This window comes from Bacillus sp. NPDC077411 (assembly GCF_044543425.1).
Classification (GTDB): Bacteria; Bacillota; Bacilli; order Bacillales; family Bacillaceae_G; genus Bacillus_A; species Bacillus_A bruguierae.
Genome location: NZ_JBITWA010000034.1, coordinates 1 through 16,471, shown reverse-complemented (window position 1 = coordinate 16,471; position 16,471 = coordinate 1). Strand labels below are relative to the sequence as shown.

Sequence of the window (16,471 nt, the reverse complement as noted above, 5' to 3'; positions counted from 1 at the left end):
TCCTTAAGTGTTTATGATAATTTAAAACTTAATCTTTTTATACACATAGAGTTGATTTAGATAATGTTCTAAATTAGTTTTCATTCTCTTAGTATTTGTCATATAGTCGAGTGAACTAGATATATTATCATCTCCTCTTAGAAGAGCAACATCTTGGGGGTTTTTGGCGACTTCTGCAAGCATATTTGTGAAAATCCCTCTGCCTATATGTGTAGACCAATCAGTATTACTTAGAGCAATAGATGCAATTTTGTCATTTGGATCTTGAGAACTTTTTAAATAATTTATAAAGGCAAGCTTGGCTTTCTTAAAGTAGTAACGGTAACTAGCTCCAGTCATTGGCATACCTGTTTTATTAATAAAAACAGCATTAATATTGGAGTCTTTTATATATTGTTGGTAGTGCAATATATATAATTGCTTTAACCAATCCCTGAAACCCAGTACTAGTTGATCTCTTGGCTTTTTAACATAACTTGAGCCAGAACCATCTTTAATATCAGTCCGATTCATATTATTTTGAACATTTAAAAGTAAACCATCTTGACCATAAGGACCAATGAGTTTAATATCTGAGGTTCTAATATTTACAACTTCTCCACTACGTAAACCACCAAATATTTGCATATAAACTCCCAAGGCAATGGGATTTGCTACCTCAAATACTATTTCTAAAAATCTTAGAATATAAATGTGTGGCATGTCATGTTCAATATTGTTTTTCTCCGATGAAGGGACAATAATGCTTTCAAGGTGAGTGTTAATATAATCTGTGATAGAATTTTTAGAACTAATTAAATGCTCATTGCTTATTGATAGATTACTGATCAGATTATTTTTTGAAAGGTAGACGAAGAACTCTTTTATAGTACGTCGATAACTTAGAACGGTTGCTCTAGATTTTCCTTCCAAAGTCAAACTGTTTAAGAAACTAATTGCATGCTCGAAATGTAAATGTTCTAGAGAATATAATTTGTAGCTTTTTTGTTTTTTTAAAAGGAAATTTAAGAATACTGCCAAATTTTGTGTGTGTATTTTCATTGTATTATATGACTTATGTTTCCATTTAGAAAATATGAAATCTGTGAGAGGATGCATAACAGGCTGTTTAGTTATAGATGTTTTTATTGCTAATGTAGCATGTTGTTTTTGCATAGGTGTTCCTTGTGAATTTCTCCCAATCCTAATCCAAACAGGATGCATAATAAATTTTATTTTTGTTGTGATATCCTCATTAAAAGGAAGAATGTTATTTTCTCTAGCTATAAATTTTTTTATGTAGAGCACCCCCTATAAATTATATTAATAAGTGATGAATTAGTTGTTCATGTTGATTATAAATAATCATTTCTATATTGGGAATAGTTAATTAACTATGTGCATAAATAATTTTCAAAATTCTATTATATCTATGATTAGCTTAATGATTAAAGTACAATATATTTATGCTCATAATTTTTTTATATGGGACAGAAGCAACGCGGGCTGGTATTATTACAATGCTGAAGGACAGAAAGTATATTGAAGTAAAGAAAAATCAAGTGTACGCGACTGATAAAGGAAAAGTACTCATAATTGCAATTGGTGATAAAATATTAGCTTCTCCAGAAATGACAGCAAAATGGGAGCAGCGCCTTGCGGAAATTGGAGAAGGAACAGCTTCGCCTGCTGCATTTATGGAACAAACGAAAAAGCTCTCAGCAAAAATTATTGAAGATGCAATTGAAATGTCTGAGAAATGGGATTTTACAGGATTACATGTAGAATCGATTGAACGCTCCAATTCAAAATTTACAGTCGGTAAAAAAGTAGGGCAGTGTAAAAAGTGTGATGGAGATGTCATCGATAAATCCACTTTTTATGGATGCTCGAATTATAATACAACGAAATGTGATTTCACAATCTCTAAAAAGATATTAGGAAAAACAATTTCACAAAAGAATATGAAGAAGCTACTAAAAGGTGAACAGACGGAGTTAATGAAAGGTTTTAAGAAGAACGATAAAACGTTTGATGCGAAGTTAGAGTGGAAAGATAATAAGATTAATTTTGTGTTTGAGAAGTGAAGCTATTTGTTAGATTATATGAGAAAAAGCATGATAATTTTATGTCATGCTTTTTTGTTTCTACACAAATGACTCGATTAGTAACTGTTGCTTTTTGAATTGCGCTCTGAATGATACCATTTGTACTTTCTCCAGTGTAATTAACGTTAATGTATAGTTTCTTTATAAATTGTAAACTCACTTTATACTTTTCGAAGTATCTAAATTCTTCTAAGGTACCATTCATATTTCTCCCAGACTCTTTATCAATGAAAATATTCCTATCTTCTATTCCTAAGTCCTTCGTATTCTGAATTTGCCGTTCTTCGTTTGGATCTCTATTCGAAACTCGTACATATCAAAATTTTTTATGTTTCATGTGCTACACCTTATTGATAATTATATCAATTCTGTCTTTAAAGATACATAAGATATACAGATGTCTGTAAAGTAAGAAGTAGACATTTGTAGACGTGTTTTTTTAGTTTTCTATATATCTGTAAAGGTATACTTTTACGAATATGATTCATAAATAACACTTGTCGCTGTACACAGAAACACCATAAATATAAAATGTTGATTTGTAATAAAGTCACGATGTTTTGAAGAAAGTTGCGACGTTTCTATCAAAGAATTCTAAATGAGATGTGTTGTATAATAAAAGTAGGGATAGTTTGATATATAGTGTAAAAATAGGAAATTGAAAGAGGGGATTAATGTGGCATTGATAGTTCCGAAATGCATCTATTGTAAGGAAGATATTAAAAAGGACGAACAAGCATTAGTAATCGTACCCTATCCTAAGAGAAAAGGATTTACAGAAATTAAAGCCTATTTAAATTTAGAGGGGAAATTTATTTGCGAGAACTGTAAAGACAAACTTAATATATAATCAGGGCTGTTTTTAATGATTTTCTTATTGAAATTATTAATCTTTTTTATAAAAATTTCATGTATAAACAATAATCCCCCTACATTTTATTCAATCTTTGTTCAAAAAGTAGAGGGGGTTTTTATGATGGAATCAATGTTATAAACTACTTTTTAATCAAACTTTATTCAAAATCAATATAAAAAATCATCCTATATAGGGGTACGACAACATGCCCATCAACTTAAGAAAACAAATTCACCCCAAAACGAAAAAAGAGCTTTTTTATTACAAGTTAGGACAAAATCTTGTTCTGGGGGTAGTTGTATTTTCTTAGCTTGATAGCGATGGGGGTGGGACCCCCATTAGATGTAAACGCTCTTTTTCCGCTTGTAGCGCCTCTATGAACCTTCTATTACACTTTGTCCTTTAGTTGTACTTGTTTTTTTCTTTTCCATGGATGGACGCCCCTTTTTCTTTGATTGTAGGGCATCCAATCCTCCTGTTTCATAAACTACTTTCCATTTTCGAAATGTTTAGCAAGAAGGAATATTGAAAAGTGCCGCTCCAATTGTTAAACTGTGTCTAACAATTGGGGGCACTTCATTTCAGTCGTCTTTTCCGGTTCTGATGCAAAAACTATATGCCTTATGTAACTAATCTCTAAAACCTGAACATGCTGATAAAACTGTCTAACTTAAGGCTAGTGTTTGATAAATATTTGGTAATCCTTTAATTTCCTCAATTACTTCATGATTTAATAGTTCCTCAGTTTCAATTACCAATAGAGATATTTTTCCTTTTTCCTTTTGCGATACACGTATCATATTAATAATAATTTTCCGCGTTGCTAATATAGAAGTTACAGATGAAATGGTACCAAAATGATCATTGTTCATAATAAGAAGAGCTGATCTTGTTTCATTTAAATTCAAATCAAAACCATTAATCTCAATAACTTTGATTTTTCCCCAACCAATCGAACAAGCAATCATCTCAATTTTATCTTCATCTTTGTATAAAGTAATCTTTACTGTATTGGGATAAGACGGTTTTGCAATCTCTTCTATACAATTAACTGTAATTCCTCTTTCTGCTGCAATTGTAAGTGCTTTAGAGAATAGTGGGTCATTCATTTCAAAGCCCAAAATACCACCAACAAGTGCTACGTCTGACCCAAAAGTGCAATCAGTTTTTTTGAATGCCCCATATAAAGAAATTTCGATTTTTTCTGGAGGCTTTAAAAATAGCTGACGAACAATATGTCCTATCTTTGTTGCTTCTACTCCATAAGCACTAGGTGTTCCAATAGTAATAGGACCAATAACATCAAATACTGATTTATATTTCATGATTATCCTTTCTCCTTAATATTAGTAGTAGGGGTGCATTAATAAAATGTTTTTGTATTAAGAAAATATTTCATAACTGAAAGGTAATGAAAATGCGGATTATAATAAGCGATCCATCCTTTTATTAAGATATCTATTCAATATAAAGAGTTTTTTAATATTTTTAACAATAATTTTTAATAAAAAGATGTGTTGATTTATTTGTCATTATTGAAGGTGAACGATCATGTTTATTTAAAAAATCAGTAAATAGAGAATGCAATTTGTTAGGTAGTTATGCCTTATTTACAATTACACTAGAAATCCTATAGATCTGTTCATGCTATAAGGGAACAGTATTATATTTTATAAATAAAGCCCATGGGAATTTTTTAATTCCCTGGGCTTTCATTTCTCGTAATATTCCGACTTCTGTATGGTAAGCGAAATCCTAGTGCAATTGCTGCTCCAATGCAACTAAATAAACATCCGAACAGTAAATAGAGAGTAGGTGTAGAATCTCCAATCGCAACAGAGGCAATCCCACCTATTGCCGGAAAGAGTGCCACCATATAACTACTAACTGATGCACCGATTCGTTCTACTAGCTTGAGGTAGAACATCCATGCCCCAAAAGAAGCAAATACAGTTAAAAATGCCAAAGCTCCAAGATAAGAAACGGACGTTGGTAGTGTAAAGTTCTGTTCCTGAAAGGTACAAACAGCAAGTAAAAGTATCGAAGCCACAACAAAGCCAACACTATTTGAATAAACAGCATTAATACCACGTCGTGCATTTCGAGCGGAAGCTGCGTCACCAATAGCTGTAAGTATAGTTCCAAACAATGCGAGACCTATTCCTTTTAGATCACTTGTACTAGAGCCCTGTGTTAGTAGTGGATAAACTAATATAGAAACACCTACAATACCAACTATTCCCCCTATTAGAATTCGAGGATGAAGACGCTCATCTAGAAATATACGAAGTGCAATTGGTGTCAGAACTGTCTTCAATGAAAACAGCAGCGTTACTAGTGCAGCAGAAATCCAAATTGTCGCGTAGTATAAACACAAGTAGCTTAGAGCTAAGTTACATATCCCAAAAGTAACAAGGGGAAAAACATCTTTACGAGAAGGCCTACCATTTGGACGTACCACGCACATGAGGACAATAAACATTAGTGCAGCCCCTACCAAGCGATAGGTTAATGACAATTCAAGGCTTACAGGAGTACCTTGTATTTTTACTGCAATAAAGTTCAATCCCCAAACTATTAAGCAGAAGATGTACATAAAAATTGTCATACATCTAAAACTTCGTTCTGCGGTGTAAAAGGAATATCGAAATAATTAAAAACTTCTGTTAATGAAACGGCCAGTTGTGCTATCTGTTCCTCAGTGTGATTTGGTGTAACATTAACTCGGAAGCGTTCTGTGCCGACAGGAACCGTTGGTGAATTAATAGGTTGCAGATAGACGTGATGTTGTTCAAGTAGACGTTGGGCAGCAGCTTTACATTTTTTTGCATCACCAATCAGTACAGGGAGAATATGCGTTTCACTTGAGTCCATTATCGGAATATTTGCTTGAGCAAGTGCTTCTCTTAACATGCTAGTTTTTTGGTGTAGAACGTTCCGCTCGTTATCTGAAGATTTTAAGTGTTCCACACTAGCATAACAGGCCGCGACAACAGCTGGTGGTAAGGATGTTGTAAAAATAAAACCAGATGCAAAAGAACGAACAGCGTCAATTAGTAATGATGAAGCTGCAATGTATCCCCCGATTACTCCAATACCTTTTGCCATTGTTCCTTGAATAAAGTCCAATCGATCCACAAGACCTAGTTCAGCAGCTATTCCTGCTCCGCGAGGACCGTACATACCAATTGCATGTACTTCATCAAGAAATGTTAAAGCGTTATATTTATCTGCAAGATCCGCAATTTTCTGAATCGGTGAGATATCGCCATCCATTGAGTATACTGATTCAAACACAATGATTTTTGCTCGATCATGTGGCTGAGCTGCAAGTAACTCTTCCAAATGGTTAACATCATTATGTCTAAATATCGCTCGTTCGACTTGAGTGCTACGTATACCATTAATAATTGAAGCGTGATTTCGTTCGTCAGAAAATACTATGCAATTTGGAAATAGACGAAGTAAACATTGTAATGTTGCATCATTCGAGCCATATCCTGTAGGAAAAACTAATGCGGCTTCTTTACCATGCCATTCCGCAAGTGAAGATTCAAGTGCAGCGTAATGATAATGTGTACCACCTATATTTCGAGATCCGCCTGAACCAGCACCAAATGCTCGAATTGCATCATGCATTGCTTCGGTAACTACTGGGTGCTGAGACATTCCTAGATAGTCATTGCTGCACCAAACGACAACTGGTTGCCCATCTTTCTGGCCATTCAATTGTGCTAAAGGATATTGGCCACGCATCCGATTAATTGTAACAAATTCTCGATATTGTCCGCTTTCTTTCAAAGATTCGAGCTTATTTTCAATAATTTTTGCATACATGACTTTTCCTCCAAGTATAGTTATAGTTTACAGTTCATCCAGTTTGATATTTTTTCATAAAAATTAAGGAAAACTCTTAAATAATGGTTTTTTATTATATAGGGAAAATATAATAAAACCAAACAAAAAACAAAATTATGCATATTTTCATAATTTTGTTTTTTAAAAACTTCAAATTTCTTTAAGTCGATATAATTAATTTTAAATAAATAATAACAATTTTTTGAAAATAAAACCATATTTTAGAATTTTATCAATAAAAGACAGATAATTATCATTAAAAAATGGTCATATTAAGCTAAATATTATAAGTAAAGACTAGTTTCCCTTAAAAGAATCACTGTAATGATTTGCAAAATCCGTATAAAACAATACCTTTAGAACAAAATATAAATATAATTTTCTTATTTTTTATCAATATAACTTTTTAGAATTCTGTTGCAAAGTTGATTAACATCAAACTAGATAAGCGATTGGGGAGTACTTATTATGCAACTATAAATAAATCTTTTAATTCATTGCACACCGAAAAACAGGAGTCTGGTTTATGACTTCTGTTTTATTTGTATAAGGGATTCAGTCCCGAAAATGCGGACTTACAACGCTAAGCTACTTGCAATATTAAAAATGAGCTATTTAACAACGATAGGACTTTTGAGACAAGTCATACGAGACACTGACAAGCCTTATTTGACTTAAAACCATATCCAAATTTAAAAAGCCTTTTTATTTAGTTCCCATTGCAAGTTTTAGTCCTAAACAGATTAGAACTACACCTGTTATTCGCTCCATAATACGCTGGACAGCTGGTTTTAAAATCCACGTTCTGAACAATTTCATAATGGAGATGTAACAGATGAACCACCCCAATGTTAGTCCAGAATATATCAGCCCCAGCAACAAGACTTGAGGGAAAAAACTTTGCGTTGTATTCGTGAATTGGGGAAGAAATGTTAAAAAGAACAAGGCAACCTTAGGGTTGAGAACATTTGTTAAGATTCCCTGTCTATAAAGGCGCGAAAAAACATCATATGATGATGCGACTGTTGATTTCCCACCTCTAACATGGTCCTGATTACTATTTTTAAAGGAGGATATTCCTAAAAAAATAAGATATATTGCACCGATAACTTTAATAATGACGAACAGTTTGGCAGATTGCATTAATAATAAGGATAATCCAAGTCCGGTGGCAATTGTATGTACAAGAATTCCGCTAGCTATCCCCAATGCAGTGAGTAATCCTCCTTTCGTAGAGAAAGTGATTGTATTTTTTGTTACAAGAGCGGTGTCGATTCCTGGAGACAAGATTAGCAAAATAGATGTGACGATGAATGTCCAGTGATTTATGTTCATTTCGCAATCCTCCCATTATAGAGTAGGTCTCTGATACCGATAGCAGTATCATCAATCGCTTCAATTGCTTCTTTAATCTCCCAAGGCGGATCAGCAAATGACATAAAATCATGAACCATCCCTTCATATCTTCGTAAAATAACAGGTACTCCAGATGTTCTTAAACGGTTTGCATATTGCTCGCCATCGCTTCTAGCAGGATCAAATTCAGCTGTCACAATATAAGCCGGAGGTAAGCCACTTAAGTCGACGCTTAGTAGCGGTGAAGCAAAAGGACTATTTATATCTTCCGGGGACGAAAGATAGTGTTCACAAAACCATTTCATAGCGTCATAAGTAAGAAGATACCCCGTTGCGTATTCTTTATAAGATTCAGATTGTAGACGACAATCTGTTATCGGATAGATAAGAAGTTGGGCGCACAGTTTCGGACTCTTTACTTGCTTTAATTTAAGGGTTACTGCAGCGGCAAGGTTAGCTCCAGCACTGTCGCCTCCGATTGCTAATAGAGTAGAATCACCTTGAATATCTTTTGCATGTTTGTAAACCCACTGAGTTACGAACAATGCTTCATATACTGGATCAGGAAACTTGTATTCCGGTGCAAGATGATAACAAACTGAAACCACGATAACTCTAGCTTTTTGTGTAATTCGACGGCAAATCGTGTCGACTCCATTTAGACTGCCAAGCACCCATCCACCTCCATGAAAATAAATCAAAATAGGGAAGTTCCCTGAATCAGGAGGCGTATAAATCCTAATCGGTATCTCTCCAAATGGTCCATCTATTTTTTGGGTTGTGACACGTTCATTTCCTGAGAGTCTTGGGCTCACAGGTGTTGTCGAATAAGGATTCTTCACTTGTCCTCGTGCTTCTTGAACAGAAAGTAAATGTAGAGGACGAGATTCTTTTGAATTTATTTTATTGAGAATAGATTTAATTTTGGGATTCAATTCCACCAGTTTTCCTCCTTTTTCGATAGTACTTATAATCAAGATATTTATAGTATAGATAATAATATCTATTTAGTTAAATGAAAAAATACTATATAATCTATTCGTAATATGAATAAATTGGGAAGGAAGATGGATTTTTGAATTATGAACATTGGGAGACTTTTATGACTCTTGCGGAAACCAATAGTTTTACTCGAACTGCAGAAAAACTGAATATTTCACAAACAACTGTAACTAACAGGATAAAACAATTGGAAAATCAAATTGGAAAACTCCTGTTTGTCCGAGATACAAGATCGGTCAAATTATCGGAAGCTGGAACTATATTGTACCCCTTCGCTAAAAAGGGAATTGATATACTAAAACACGGGGAGTTTGTAGCAAAGAGCTTTATTGATTATGATGAAAAACTTGCTATAGGCAGTCTAGTTTCTATTTGGCATTATTTCCTTTTACCATATGTACAAAAGTTAAAACTAGATTATAGTAATTATACACTCCGTCTATACACAGGCCATACTAAGAGAATGTTTCAATTACTGCTGGATGGGATTATTGACGTTTGTGTTGTCCCTTCCAAACCTCAACACCCTGACCTTGAATATATTAAGTTATTTGAAGAGCCTTTTCATCTTGTTGGTAGCCCTGAGCTATTTACAGAAGACATAGTGGAGCTAACCAGAGAACAGCTGAATAAATCATCATTTATTCATATTCCTTGGGAAACACCTTTTATTGAGTGGTTTCATAACGAAATAGAAGTTACAATGTTCCCCTCAATTGAAGTAGATGATACCACTTTATATGTTCGCATTTTACTCGAACAAAAGATGATGGGGTTCCTTCCCGATGTAGTTGCCCGTCAATATATTAAAAATAAAGAACTAGTCAAGATTCCTTTTAAATCTGTTTTTCCAATGCCGAAAAGGTCCATTTATCTTGTTCATCATAAAAAAAATAAAGGATCTCGAGCCTTGCAATCCTTTAAAAACATCCTTATTAATGTAAAAAGCTGAGATAATAGAGGTGCAAAAATGAAATCAATAAGTATTTCTTTAGAAACAGAAAAAAATAAGAACCTAGATAAAATAGAAAAATTATTTTTTGATTGTAGGTTAGACTTGGAAACTCGGAACATATATCAGTGGGATGATTCTTATCCAAACAGGTCATATTTTACTGAGAAAATCGAAAACAGAGAATTATATGTATTAAAAAATAAGACTGAGTTAATTGGAGTTTTTGTACTAGATGAATGGCAACCTATAGAATGGTCAAATATCCAATGGTCTTATACTGAAGGAGCTTATCTTGTTATACATTCATTTTGTATACATCCAAAACAACAAAGCAATGGATACGGAAAAGCAGTTCTTGATTTTTGTGAGGGATTAGCAACTCAGCGGAAATATATGGGTATCCGCTTAGATGTTTTTTCAAAAAATGATGCTTCTCAAAAGTTCTACGAGAAATATGGATATGAAAAAAAAGGAGAAGTTATTTTCAAGTCAAAACCTGTTAACAATCAAGTCTATTTCTGTTTTGAAAAAATAATAACACGTAATTTATCCCTAAAAATAGGAGAGATTTAATAATTTGTTAGATAATTAATTTTTTAATAAAAAGAAAAATATAGTGTTTCAAGTACTCTTTTCCAAACTCATGTCAGAAAATAACATTCCAATCCTAAAAATCGTGTTATCCAAGTTATAGCACTGCCGATTTTCATTCGTTGAATAAATCAAGTATTTTATTTTGAAGTGAAATGTTCAAAAAAACGTTATTTTTTCTAATCTAACTTATTTAGAACGAATAACGTTTTTTTACACTTGGAGGTATTGGGGGGATCTTAAGTTGATGGGCATGCGGTTGTACCCCTGTAAGGCTTTTTATAGTTATTTAAATTGGCTCTACGGGATAATAAAAAGCTTTGCGGGAGTTTTCGCAAAGCTTTTGTCATGATATATAATTATAATAGTAATTTTCGTATTTCTTCTGTATTGAGACCAGTAAATTTTGCAATATCTTCTAATGGCATGCCATTTTTATGCATACCACGAATTAATTGAATTTTTCCCTGTTCAATGCCTTGCTCAATACCTTCTTTTTTCCCTTTTTGAATACCTTCTTCTCGCGCATGAGCTATTTTAGCTTGTTCATCTAGAAGTGATTTCTCACGAGCTTCATAAGCTGTTCGGAAAGAAGAATCATGGCTCATATTTTCCCATGGATTTATTTTTTCTTCACGCCATTTTTACTAATTTTGTAGACGTGGGTTTCCTCTCCCTGTCTATTTCTCTTTCTTATATTGTACAAGAAACCAAAAGTAATGTGCAATCAGCTAGTTTTCTTTACCTACTTGGTGAAAGTTGCTCTCCAGCTGTAATTTTTCAGTATGAACGAACATATTCGCTGCTGGCATTTGTACTTGATTCTCATGGAATATAGACATTAGTTCAAACCTTATTCGCCTGGAAGTTTCAAAGTACTCCTCAGGTTTAACCAAACCTATAATACAAAATTCGTACCCAACATATTTAAAATTTGGATTTAAGTCTGTAACACCAATATATTGAAAAGATTCAACAATTTCGTCCTCTATCCTATATAGGCTTTGATCCAATTTTTCATTGCAGATAACACATACTTTTTCTAACAGTTCCTTTATTCTTGCAGGATCTTCCTGATAACTTACCGTAATCCGTTCAATAACCCGCATCCAGCCTTTATTAAAATTTTGTATCGTTCTAATCTCTCCATGTGGGATGGTAAGGAGTTTTCCCGACCATTCACGAATTTGCATAAAGCGAATACTGATTTCTTCAATAGTACCTGAACTTGTTCCGTTAAAAGTAACAAAATCGCCGACACGAAACTCTTTGTCCGTTAATCTTGCGAACCCTAATATAACATCTTTTAACATCTGTTGTGCAGCAAAACCGACGACAACTCCGGCAATTCCTGCACCTGCAAGAATACCTTTTATATCTACAAATTGACTAATTAGATAAAAAACAAGACTGATTAAAATTCCATACCTAAAAATTGATCGAATTACACTTTGAATCGTCTGTTCTACTTCTTCATCAAAAAAGCTTGACTTCCTAAAGAACCAATCAATAATACGGTTTATGACAAAGGAAAAAGTCATGAGGATCAAAGCAAATAGTATAAATCTTAAAAGTAAAAACTCCCTTACATAATTAAAAAATTCCTCAGTCAAAGTTAATAAATTCATCCATCCACTTCCTTAACTATGTATTTTGATTTTTATTCCTGGTTCATTTTCAACAATATGACCCTTTAACGAAACAACTTATTGTCACTCAACAGTTCCTTAATCGACCTTTCAATTCCAGGTGTTCTTTTCCTTTTTATTATAAATATACCCCTTTAGATTAGTTAAAGGGGTATAACGGCGCAATTTTTTTATAAACGGTATAACTTTATTCAAAACGGTACATCTTTTTTATAGGGGTAGTGACAAGGTTGCTGTCATAGACCACAAAGTAAAATTCAATGAAGTTATAAAAAGTGCATCTTACACTTTTTGAAAGGGTTTATGGTAATCATTTTTGGTAATATCGTATACCAGTGATACCAAGTACCTTAATCAAGATTAAATTAGTTACAAAAATTATGGGTTTTTGGTAACGAATCTTATCATTTTATGTGATTTAAAGAGTTTACTTTGCGGTTCATAGCAAGAACCTTGGCATTAAGCCTTAAGGCTCACCTACGATATTAGGCGGGCTATTCCAATGAAAAAATAATCATTTACACTTTAGAGGAAAATTTGTATTATTAAATTGTTAAAAAATGTAATTATAGGGGTGGTTAAAATGAAGAAAAGAATTCTTATTCTGGTAATGAGTATAGGATTTCTAGTCTTTAATGTATTTCATAGTCCTGTTCAGAATACAGTTTCCGCTCAAGTTAACAATGAAAAATCATCCATAAATGAAAGTGAGTTTTGGCTGTATGATGGGAATCCAATAAGATACTACACTTATTTCAATACTCTTATTGGGATTGTTGATTTAAGTTCATCTACTGAACAAGAATCAAGCCATGTAGTATTTGAGTTTTATAATTTACTAGGTGATTTATCGTATGTAACAAGTGCCACTATCCCTAATCATAATCATTCAACTTTCCAACCATTTTCGGCCCCTATAAATTCTCTAGAAGAAGCTGCCTATTCTGTAAAGGTCAAAGTTATAAACGCAAAGTTAGATCCAAATAAAGTTAGATTTGCTCATATACCCCATATAGAATAATACGTGTGTACATGTACACAGAAGGAGCCTCTATTTATCTAACATATATATGTTTTGGTATTTCTCTTTCCCAACCACATCAGCTTTGATTTCGCCATTTTCTACATAGGGCTCACCTTATAGCTAATTTTGAATACACTTCAAGTGATTGCCTACTTGCATGTCCAGAACAAGGCTGAATGAGGGCATCATTGATTCCCTGTTTTTTCAACTAGGCTTTGTATCTAATTTAACTAATGCTAGTTTAAAAAATGGATACGCCAAACTGTTCTTTTTAGTATAATAAACGTACTAAAAAGAACAGGGTGTCTGTAATGGCAAAAACATATGATAAAGAGTTCAAACTTTATGCAGTAAAGTTAGTGATAGAAGAAGGAAGAAAAGGAGCAGAAGTAGCTCGGGAATTAGACATAGCGAATCAAACATTAAGTAACTGGGTCAAGAAGTATCATGAGGAGCAGGAAGCTGGATTTGTAGGAAGTGAAAACCTAAAACCAGAAGATCAAGCCATGCATGAATTACAGAAACGATTACAAGACTTAGAAGAAGAAAATGTGATATTAAAAAAGGCTATGGGCATCTTCGCAAAAAACTAGAAGTAATTTATGGTTTTATAAAAGAAATAAGGAATATACATTGTTGATTCTAAAGAAGTAGTTAGCAATAATTTGAGGTGAAGATGATTGTGATATTGCATTCCATAAAAAAGAATGTTACTCTAAAAATAGAATTATGAGAGGACTGATGGATGAATAATGATTAACTAATTTATATTTTAATTTGAAATTAATAACTTCAAACTACAAAATATAGGGTTAGTCTATCCATTTTTATAAATCAGTTCATACTTTATTTGTCATGATTCCAATGATTAATAAGAACTTATTAAGTATAAGTGAAATACTAATCCTTCCGATTACAAATTGGGAGGATTTTTTTATTCTCTTATAGGTAAGTTGATATTTATTAATCGGTAACTGTAACCTAACAAATAAAGGAGAGAAAAAAATGAGTAATTCAGACACTATTGTTACACATGTAATGCTCTATATAAGTCGTTAATATCCATCAAACTTATATAGAGGAATTAAAAAAATTGATGGATATTCCGACTTTATATGAAAAGTGTTGATATATAAAGGAGGAATTATTATGTCAATGATAAAAGTTCAAGACTTAACTTTTTCATACCCAGGTAGCTTTGATAATATTTTTGAAGGTGTAAACTTTCAAATAGATACGGATTGGAAACTGGGGTTTATTGGTAGAAACGGACGAGGTAAAACGACATTCTTTAATTTATTATTAGGTAATTATGAGTATAGTGGGAAAATCACTTCTTCGGTAGAATTTAATTATTTCCCTTACCCAGTTTCGGATAAGAACAGGTTCACTCATGAAATCCTTGAAGAAATTTGTCCCCAAGCAGAAGATTGGGAATTTCTGCGGGAAATATCCTATTTAAATGTTGATGCCGAGGCCATGTATCGACCATTTAAAACATTATCAAATGGAGAACAAACAAAGGTGTTGCTTGCTGCACTGTTTTTGAATGAGGGTCAATTTCTATTAATTGATGAGCCAACAAATCATCTAGACACTGATGCACGAAAGATGGTCTCTGATTATCTAAGGAAGAAAAAAGGGTTTATTTTAATTTCACATGACAGAATCTTTTTAGATGGATGCGTTGACCATATCTTATCTATAAATAGAGCAAATATTGAAGTTCAAAGTGGTAACTATTCATCTTGGAAGTTAAATTTTGATAGACAGCAGGAACACGAAGAGGCTACAAATGAGCGTCTACAAAAAGACATAGGGAGATTAAAACAGTCTTCAAAGCGTTCGGCAGGTTGGTCTCATCAAGTGGAAGCTTCCAAAAATGGAACAAGGAATTCAGGATCTAAGTTAGATAAGGGTTTTGTAGGACATAAAGCGGCCAAGATGATGAAGAGAGCGAAGAACCTTGAATCAAGGCAACAAAAAGCTATTGAAGAAAAGTCAAAATTACTAAAAAATGTGGAGAAAACTGAGTCGTTAAAATTAGAACAATTGAAATTTCAGTCAAATGAATTGGTTGTTTTGGCTGATGTGTCTGTTAAGTATGATGACCAAATAGTAAATGAACCAATTAGCTTCATAGTTGAACGAGGGGACCGAATTGTACTTGATGGAAAGAATGGAAGCGGGAAAAGTAGTATCCTAAAACTAATTCTAGGACATCCAATACAGCATATAGGCTCAGTTAATTTAGGTTCAGGACTCATCATTTCCTATGTCCAACAAGATACTTCTCATTTGAAGGGATCGTTATCGGACTTTATTGAAGAGCACGAGATCGATGAGACGTTATTTAAATCCATCCTACGTAAGATGGATTTTGACCGAATTCAATTTGAGAAAGATATATCTCATTATTCTGGTGGACAAAAGAAAAAGTTGCTTATCGCTAAAAGTTTATGTGAAAAAGCTCATTTATATATATGGGATGAACCATTAAATTTTATTGATATTTATTCGCGTATGCAGATTGAAGAGCTTATTCAACAATTTAATCCTACAATGGTTATTGTTGAGCATGATAAGGCATTTCAACAAACAGTTGCAACCAAAACTATATCTATATAGTTCAAAGTGAATGATTGAAGATATAATCAGTAAATCAAGTCATTAAACTATAGGGCGCTTTAATGGAGTGATGAAAAAAGCCTAATTTCTCTACAATAAATTGAGAAATTAGGCTTTTTAATAGGAAATAAACGTGGGGTAAACAAAAGATTGACAGAGGTAGCGCTTTTAAAATATGTGGCTAATACATCAGAAATACAACGTTGGATTAGAAAAATCTTATGAATTATATAAGAGAAAATATTACGAATTTCTCAAGTCTTCGCCTTTTTCAAAAACTGAATTTTCTGTCACTTTGTTGTATAGTGAAAGAAGTGATAGAAAAAAATAAGGGGGGAAGGAATTTGAAAAAAAAACAGTTTGTGATTGCACTTTCAGCAATGTTTTCATTAACACTTACATCAAGTATCTCTAGTATTACAGTACATGCAGAAAAAAGCGAAGAGAGTTCGATAAAATTTTCTT

At 33.1% G+C, this 16,471-nt stretch carries 11 protein-coding genes and 5 pseudogenes; 6 read left to right on the top strand and 10 right to left on the bottom strand.

Annotated features, from left to right (window positions below):
* Positions 1-21: 21 nt before the first annotated feature.
* Complete coding sequence (locus ACIGHG_RS24750; RefSeq protein ID WP_396551103.1) at positions 22-1,203, bottom strand: site-specific integrase; 1,182 nt, start codon at positions 1,201-1,203, stop codon at positions 22-24.
* Positions 1,204-1,466: 263 nt separating this feature from the next.
* Here ACIGHG_RS24750 and ACIGHG_RS24745 point away from each other — a divergent pair.
* Positions 1,467-2,066: pseudogene (locus tag ACIGHG_RS24745) on the top strand (topoisomerase C-terminal repeat-containing protein); the annotation flags it as partial.
* 37 nt (positions 2,067-2,103) lie between these two features.
* Here the strand turns inward: ACIGHG_RS24745 and ACIGHG_RS24740 are convergent.
* The 7 genes and pseudogenes from ACIGHG_RS24740 to ACIGHG_RS24710 all read right to left on the bottom strand — a co-directional run.
* Positions 2,104-2,424 (bottom strand): annotated as a pseudogene (locus tag ACIGHG_RS24740) (recombinase family protein); the annotation flags it as partial.
* Between the two features lie 858 nt (positions 2,425-3,282).
* Positions 3,283-3,482, bottom strand: a pseudogene (locus ACIGHG_RS24735) (helix-turn-helix domain-containing protein); the annotation flags it as partial.
* Between the two features lie 126 nt (positions 3,483-3,608).
* Positions 3,609-4,268, bottom strand: coding sequence for an L-serine ammonia-lyase, iron-sulfur-dependent subunit beta (sdaAB, locus tag ACIGHG_RS24730; protein ID WP_336473947.1), 660 nt, complete (start codon positions 4,266-4,268; stop codon positions 3,609-3,611).
* 371 nt (positions 4,269-4,639) lie between these two features.
* Positions 4,640-5,551: a DMT family transporter gene (locus tag ACIGHG_RS24725; RefSeq protein WP_396551101.1), complete on the bottom strand. Its 912-nt coding sequence runs from the start codon at positions 5,549-5,551 to the stop codon at positions 4,640-4,642.
* Positions 5,548-6,780 (bottom strand): 5-aminolevulinate synthase, encoded by a 1,233-nt coding sequence (gene hemA, locus ACIGHG_RS24720; protein ID WP_396551099.1) that lies wholly within the window; start codon positions 6,778-6,780, stop codon positions 5,548-5,550. Before hemA ends, ACIGHG_RS24725 begins: the two co-directional genes overlap by 4 nt.
* A gap of 726 nt (positions 6,781-7,506) precedes the next feature.
* Positions 7,507-8,136 carry a LysE family translocator gene (locus ACIGHG_RS24715; RefSeq protein ID WP_336473944.1) on the bottom strand — a complete coding sequence of 210 codons (630 nt, stop codon included), beginning with the start codon at positions 8,134-8,136 and terminating at the stop codon, positions 7,507-7,509.
* Positions 8,133-9,098, bottom strand: coding sequence for an alpha/beta hydrolase (locus ACIGHG_RS24710; RefSeq protein ID WP_396551097.1), 966 nt, complete (start codon positions 9,096-9,098; stop codon positions 8,133-8,135). Before ACIGHG_RS24710 ends, ACIGHG_RS24715 begins: the two co-directional genes overlap by 4 nt.
* A 134-nt stretch (positions 9,099-9,232) precedes the next feature.
* Between ACIGHG_RS24710 and ACIGHG_RS24705 the strand changes: the two genes are divergently transcribed.
* A complete protein-coding gene (locus ACIGHG_RS24705) occupies positions 9,233-10,111 on the top strand; it encodes a LysR family transcriptional regulator (protein WP_396551095.1) in 879 nt (292 codons plus the stop codon).
* Between the two features lie 18 nt (positions 10,112-10,129).
* Positions 10,130-10,687, top strand: coding sequence for a GNAT family N-acetyltransferase (locus tag ACIGHG_RS24700; RefSeq protein ID WP_336473941.1), 558 nt, complete (start codon positions 10,130-10,132; stop codon positions 10,685-10,687).
* 377 nt (positions 10,688-11,064) lie between these two features.
* Here the strand turns inward: ACIGHG_RS24700 and ACIGHG_RS24695 are convergent.
* Together ACIGHG_RS24695 and ACIGHG_RS24690 are read right to left on the bottom strand one after the other, a co-directional pair.
* Positions 11,065-11,340, bottom strand: a pseudogene (locus ACIGHG_RS24695) (Rpn family recombination-promoting nuclease/putative transposase); the annotation flags it as partial.
* Positions 11,341-11,436: 96 nt separating this feature from the next.
* Positions 11,437-12,333 (bottom strand): mechanosensitive ion channel family protein, encoded by an 897-nt coding sequence (locus tag ACIGHG_RS24690; protein ID WP_336473940.1) that lies wholly within the window; start codon positions 12,331-12,333, stop codon positions 11,437-11,439.
* A 604-nt stretch (positions 12,334-12,937) separates the two neighbouring features.
* Here ACIGHG_RS24690 and ACIGHG_RS24685 point away from each other — a divergent pair.
* From ACIGHG_RS24685 to ACIGHG_RS24675, 3 genes and pseudogenes are all read left to right on the top strand, one after another.
* Positions 12,938-13,375 (top strand): hypothetical protein, encoded by a 438-nt coding sequence (locus ACIGHG_RS24685; protein WP_336473939.1) that lies wholly within the window; start codon positions 12,938-12,940, stop codon positions 13,373-13,375.
* A gap of 314 nt (positions 13,376-13,689) precedes the next feature.
* Positions 13,690-14,006 (top strand): annotated as a pseudogene (locus tag ACIGHG_RS24680) (transposase); the annotation flags it as partial.
* 521 nt (positions 14,007-14,527) lie between these two features.
* On the top strand, positions 14,528-16,006 hold the full coding sequence (locus ACIGHG_RS24675; protein WP_336473937.1) for an Lsa family ABC-F type ribosomal protection protein: 1,479 nt from the start codon (positions 14,528-14,530) through the stop codon (positions 16,004-16,006).
* The last annotated feature ends 465 nt before the right edge of the window (positions 16,007-16,471 follow it).

Bases quoted from the DNA above. Each gene is read 5' to 3' on its own strand.
- ACIGHG_RS24715 (WP_336473944.1), bottom strand. From the start codon at position 8,136: ATGAACATAAATCACTGGACATTCATCGTCACATCTATTTTGCTAATC.
- ACIGHG_RS24725 (WP_396551101.1), bottom strand. From the start codon at position 5,551: ATGACAATTTTTATGTACATCTTCTGCTTAATAGTTTGGGGATTGAAC.
- sdaAB (WP_336473947.1), bottom strand. From the start codon at position 4,268: ATGAAATATAAATCAGTATTTGATGTTATTGGTCCTATTACTATTGGA.
- ACIGHG_RS24690 (WP_336473940.1), bottom strand. From the start codon at position 12,333: ATGAATTTATTAACTTTGACTGAGGAATTTTTTAATTATGTAAGGGAG.
- ACIGHG_RS24685 (WP_336473939.1), top strand. From the start codon at position 12,938: ATGAAGAAAAGAATTCTTATTCTGGTAATGAGTATAGGATTTCTAGTC.
- ACIGHG_RS24750 (WP_396551103.1), bottom strand. From the start codon at position 1,203: ATGCATCCTGTTTGGATTAGGATTGGGAGAAATTCACAAGGAACACCT.
- ACIGHG_RS24700 (WP_336473941.1), top strand. From the start codon at position 10,130: ATGAAATCAATAAGTATTTCTTTAGAAACAGAAAAAAATAAGAACCTA.
- hemA (WP_396551099.1), bottom strand. From the start codon at position 6,780: ATGTATGCAAAAATTATTGAAAATAAGCTCGAATCTTTGAAAGAAAGC.
- ACIGHG_RS24675 (WP_336473937.1), top strand. From the start codon at position 14,528: ATGTCAATGATAAAAGTTCAAGACTTAACTTTTTCATACCCAGGTAGC.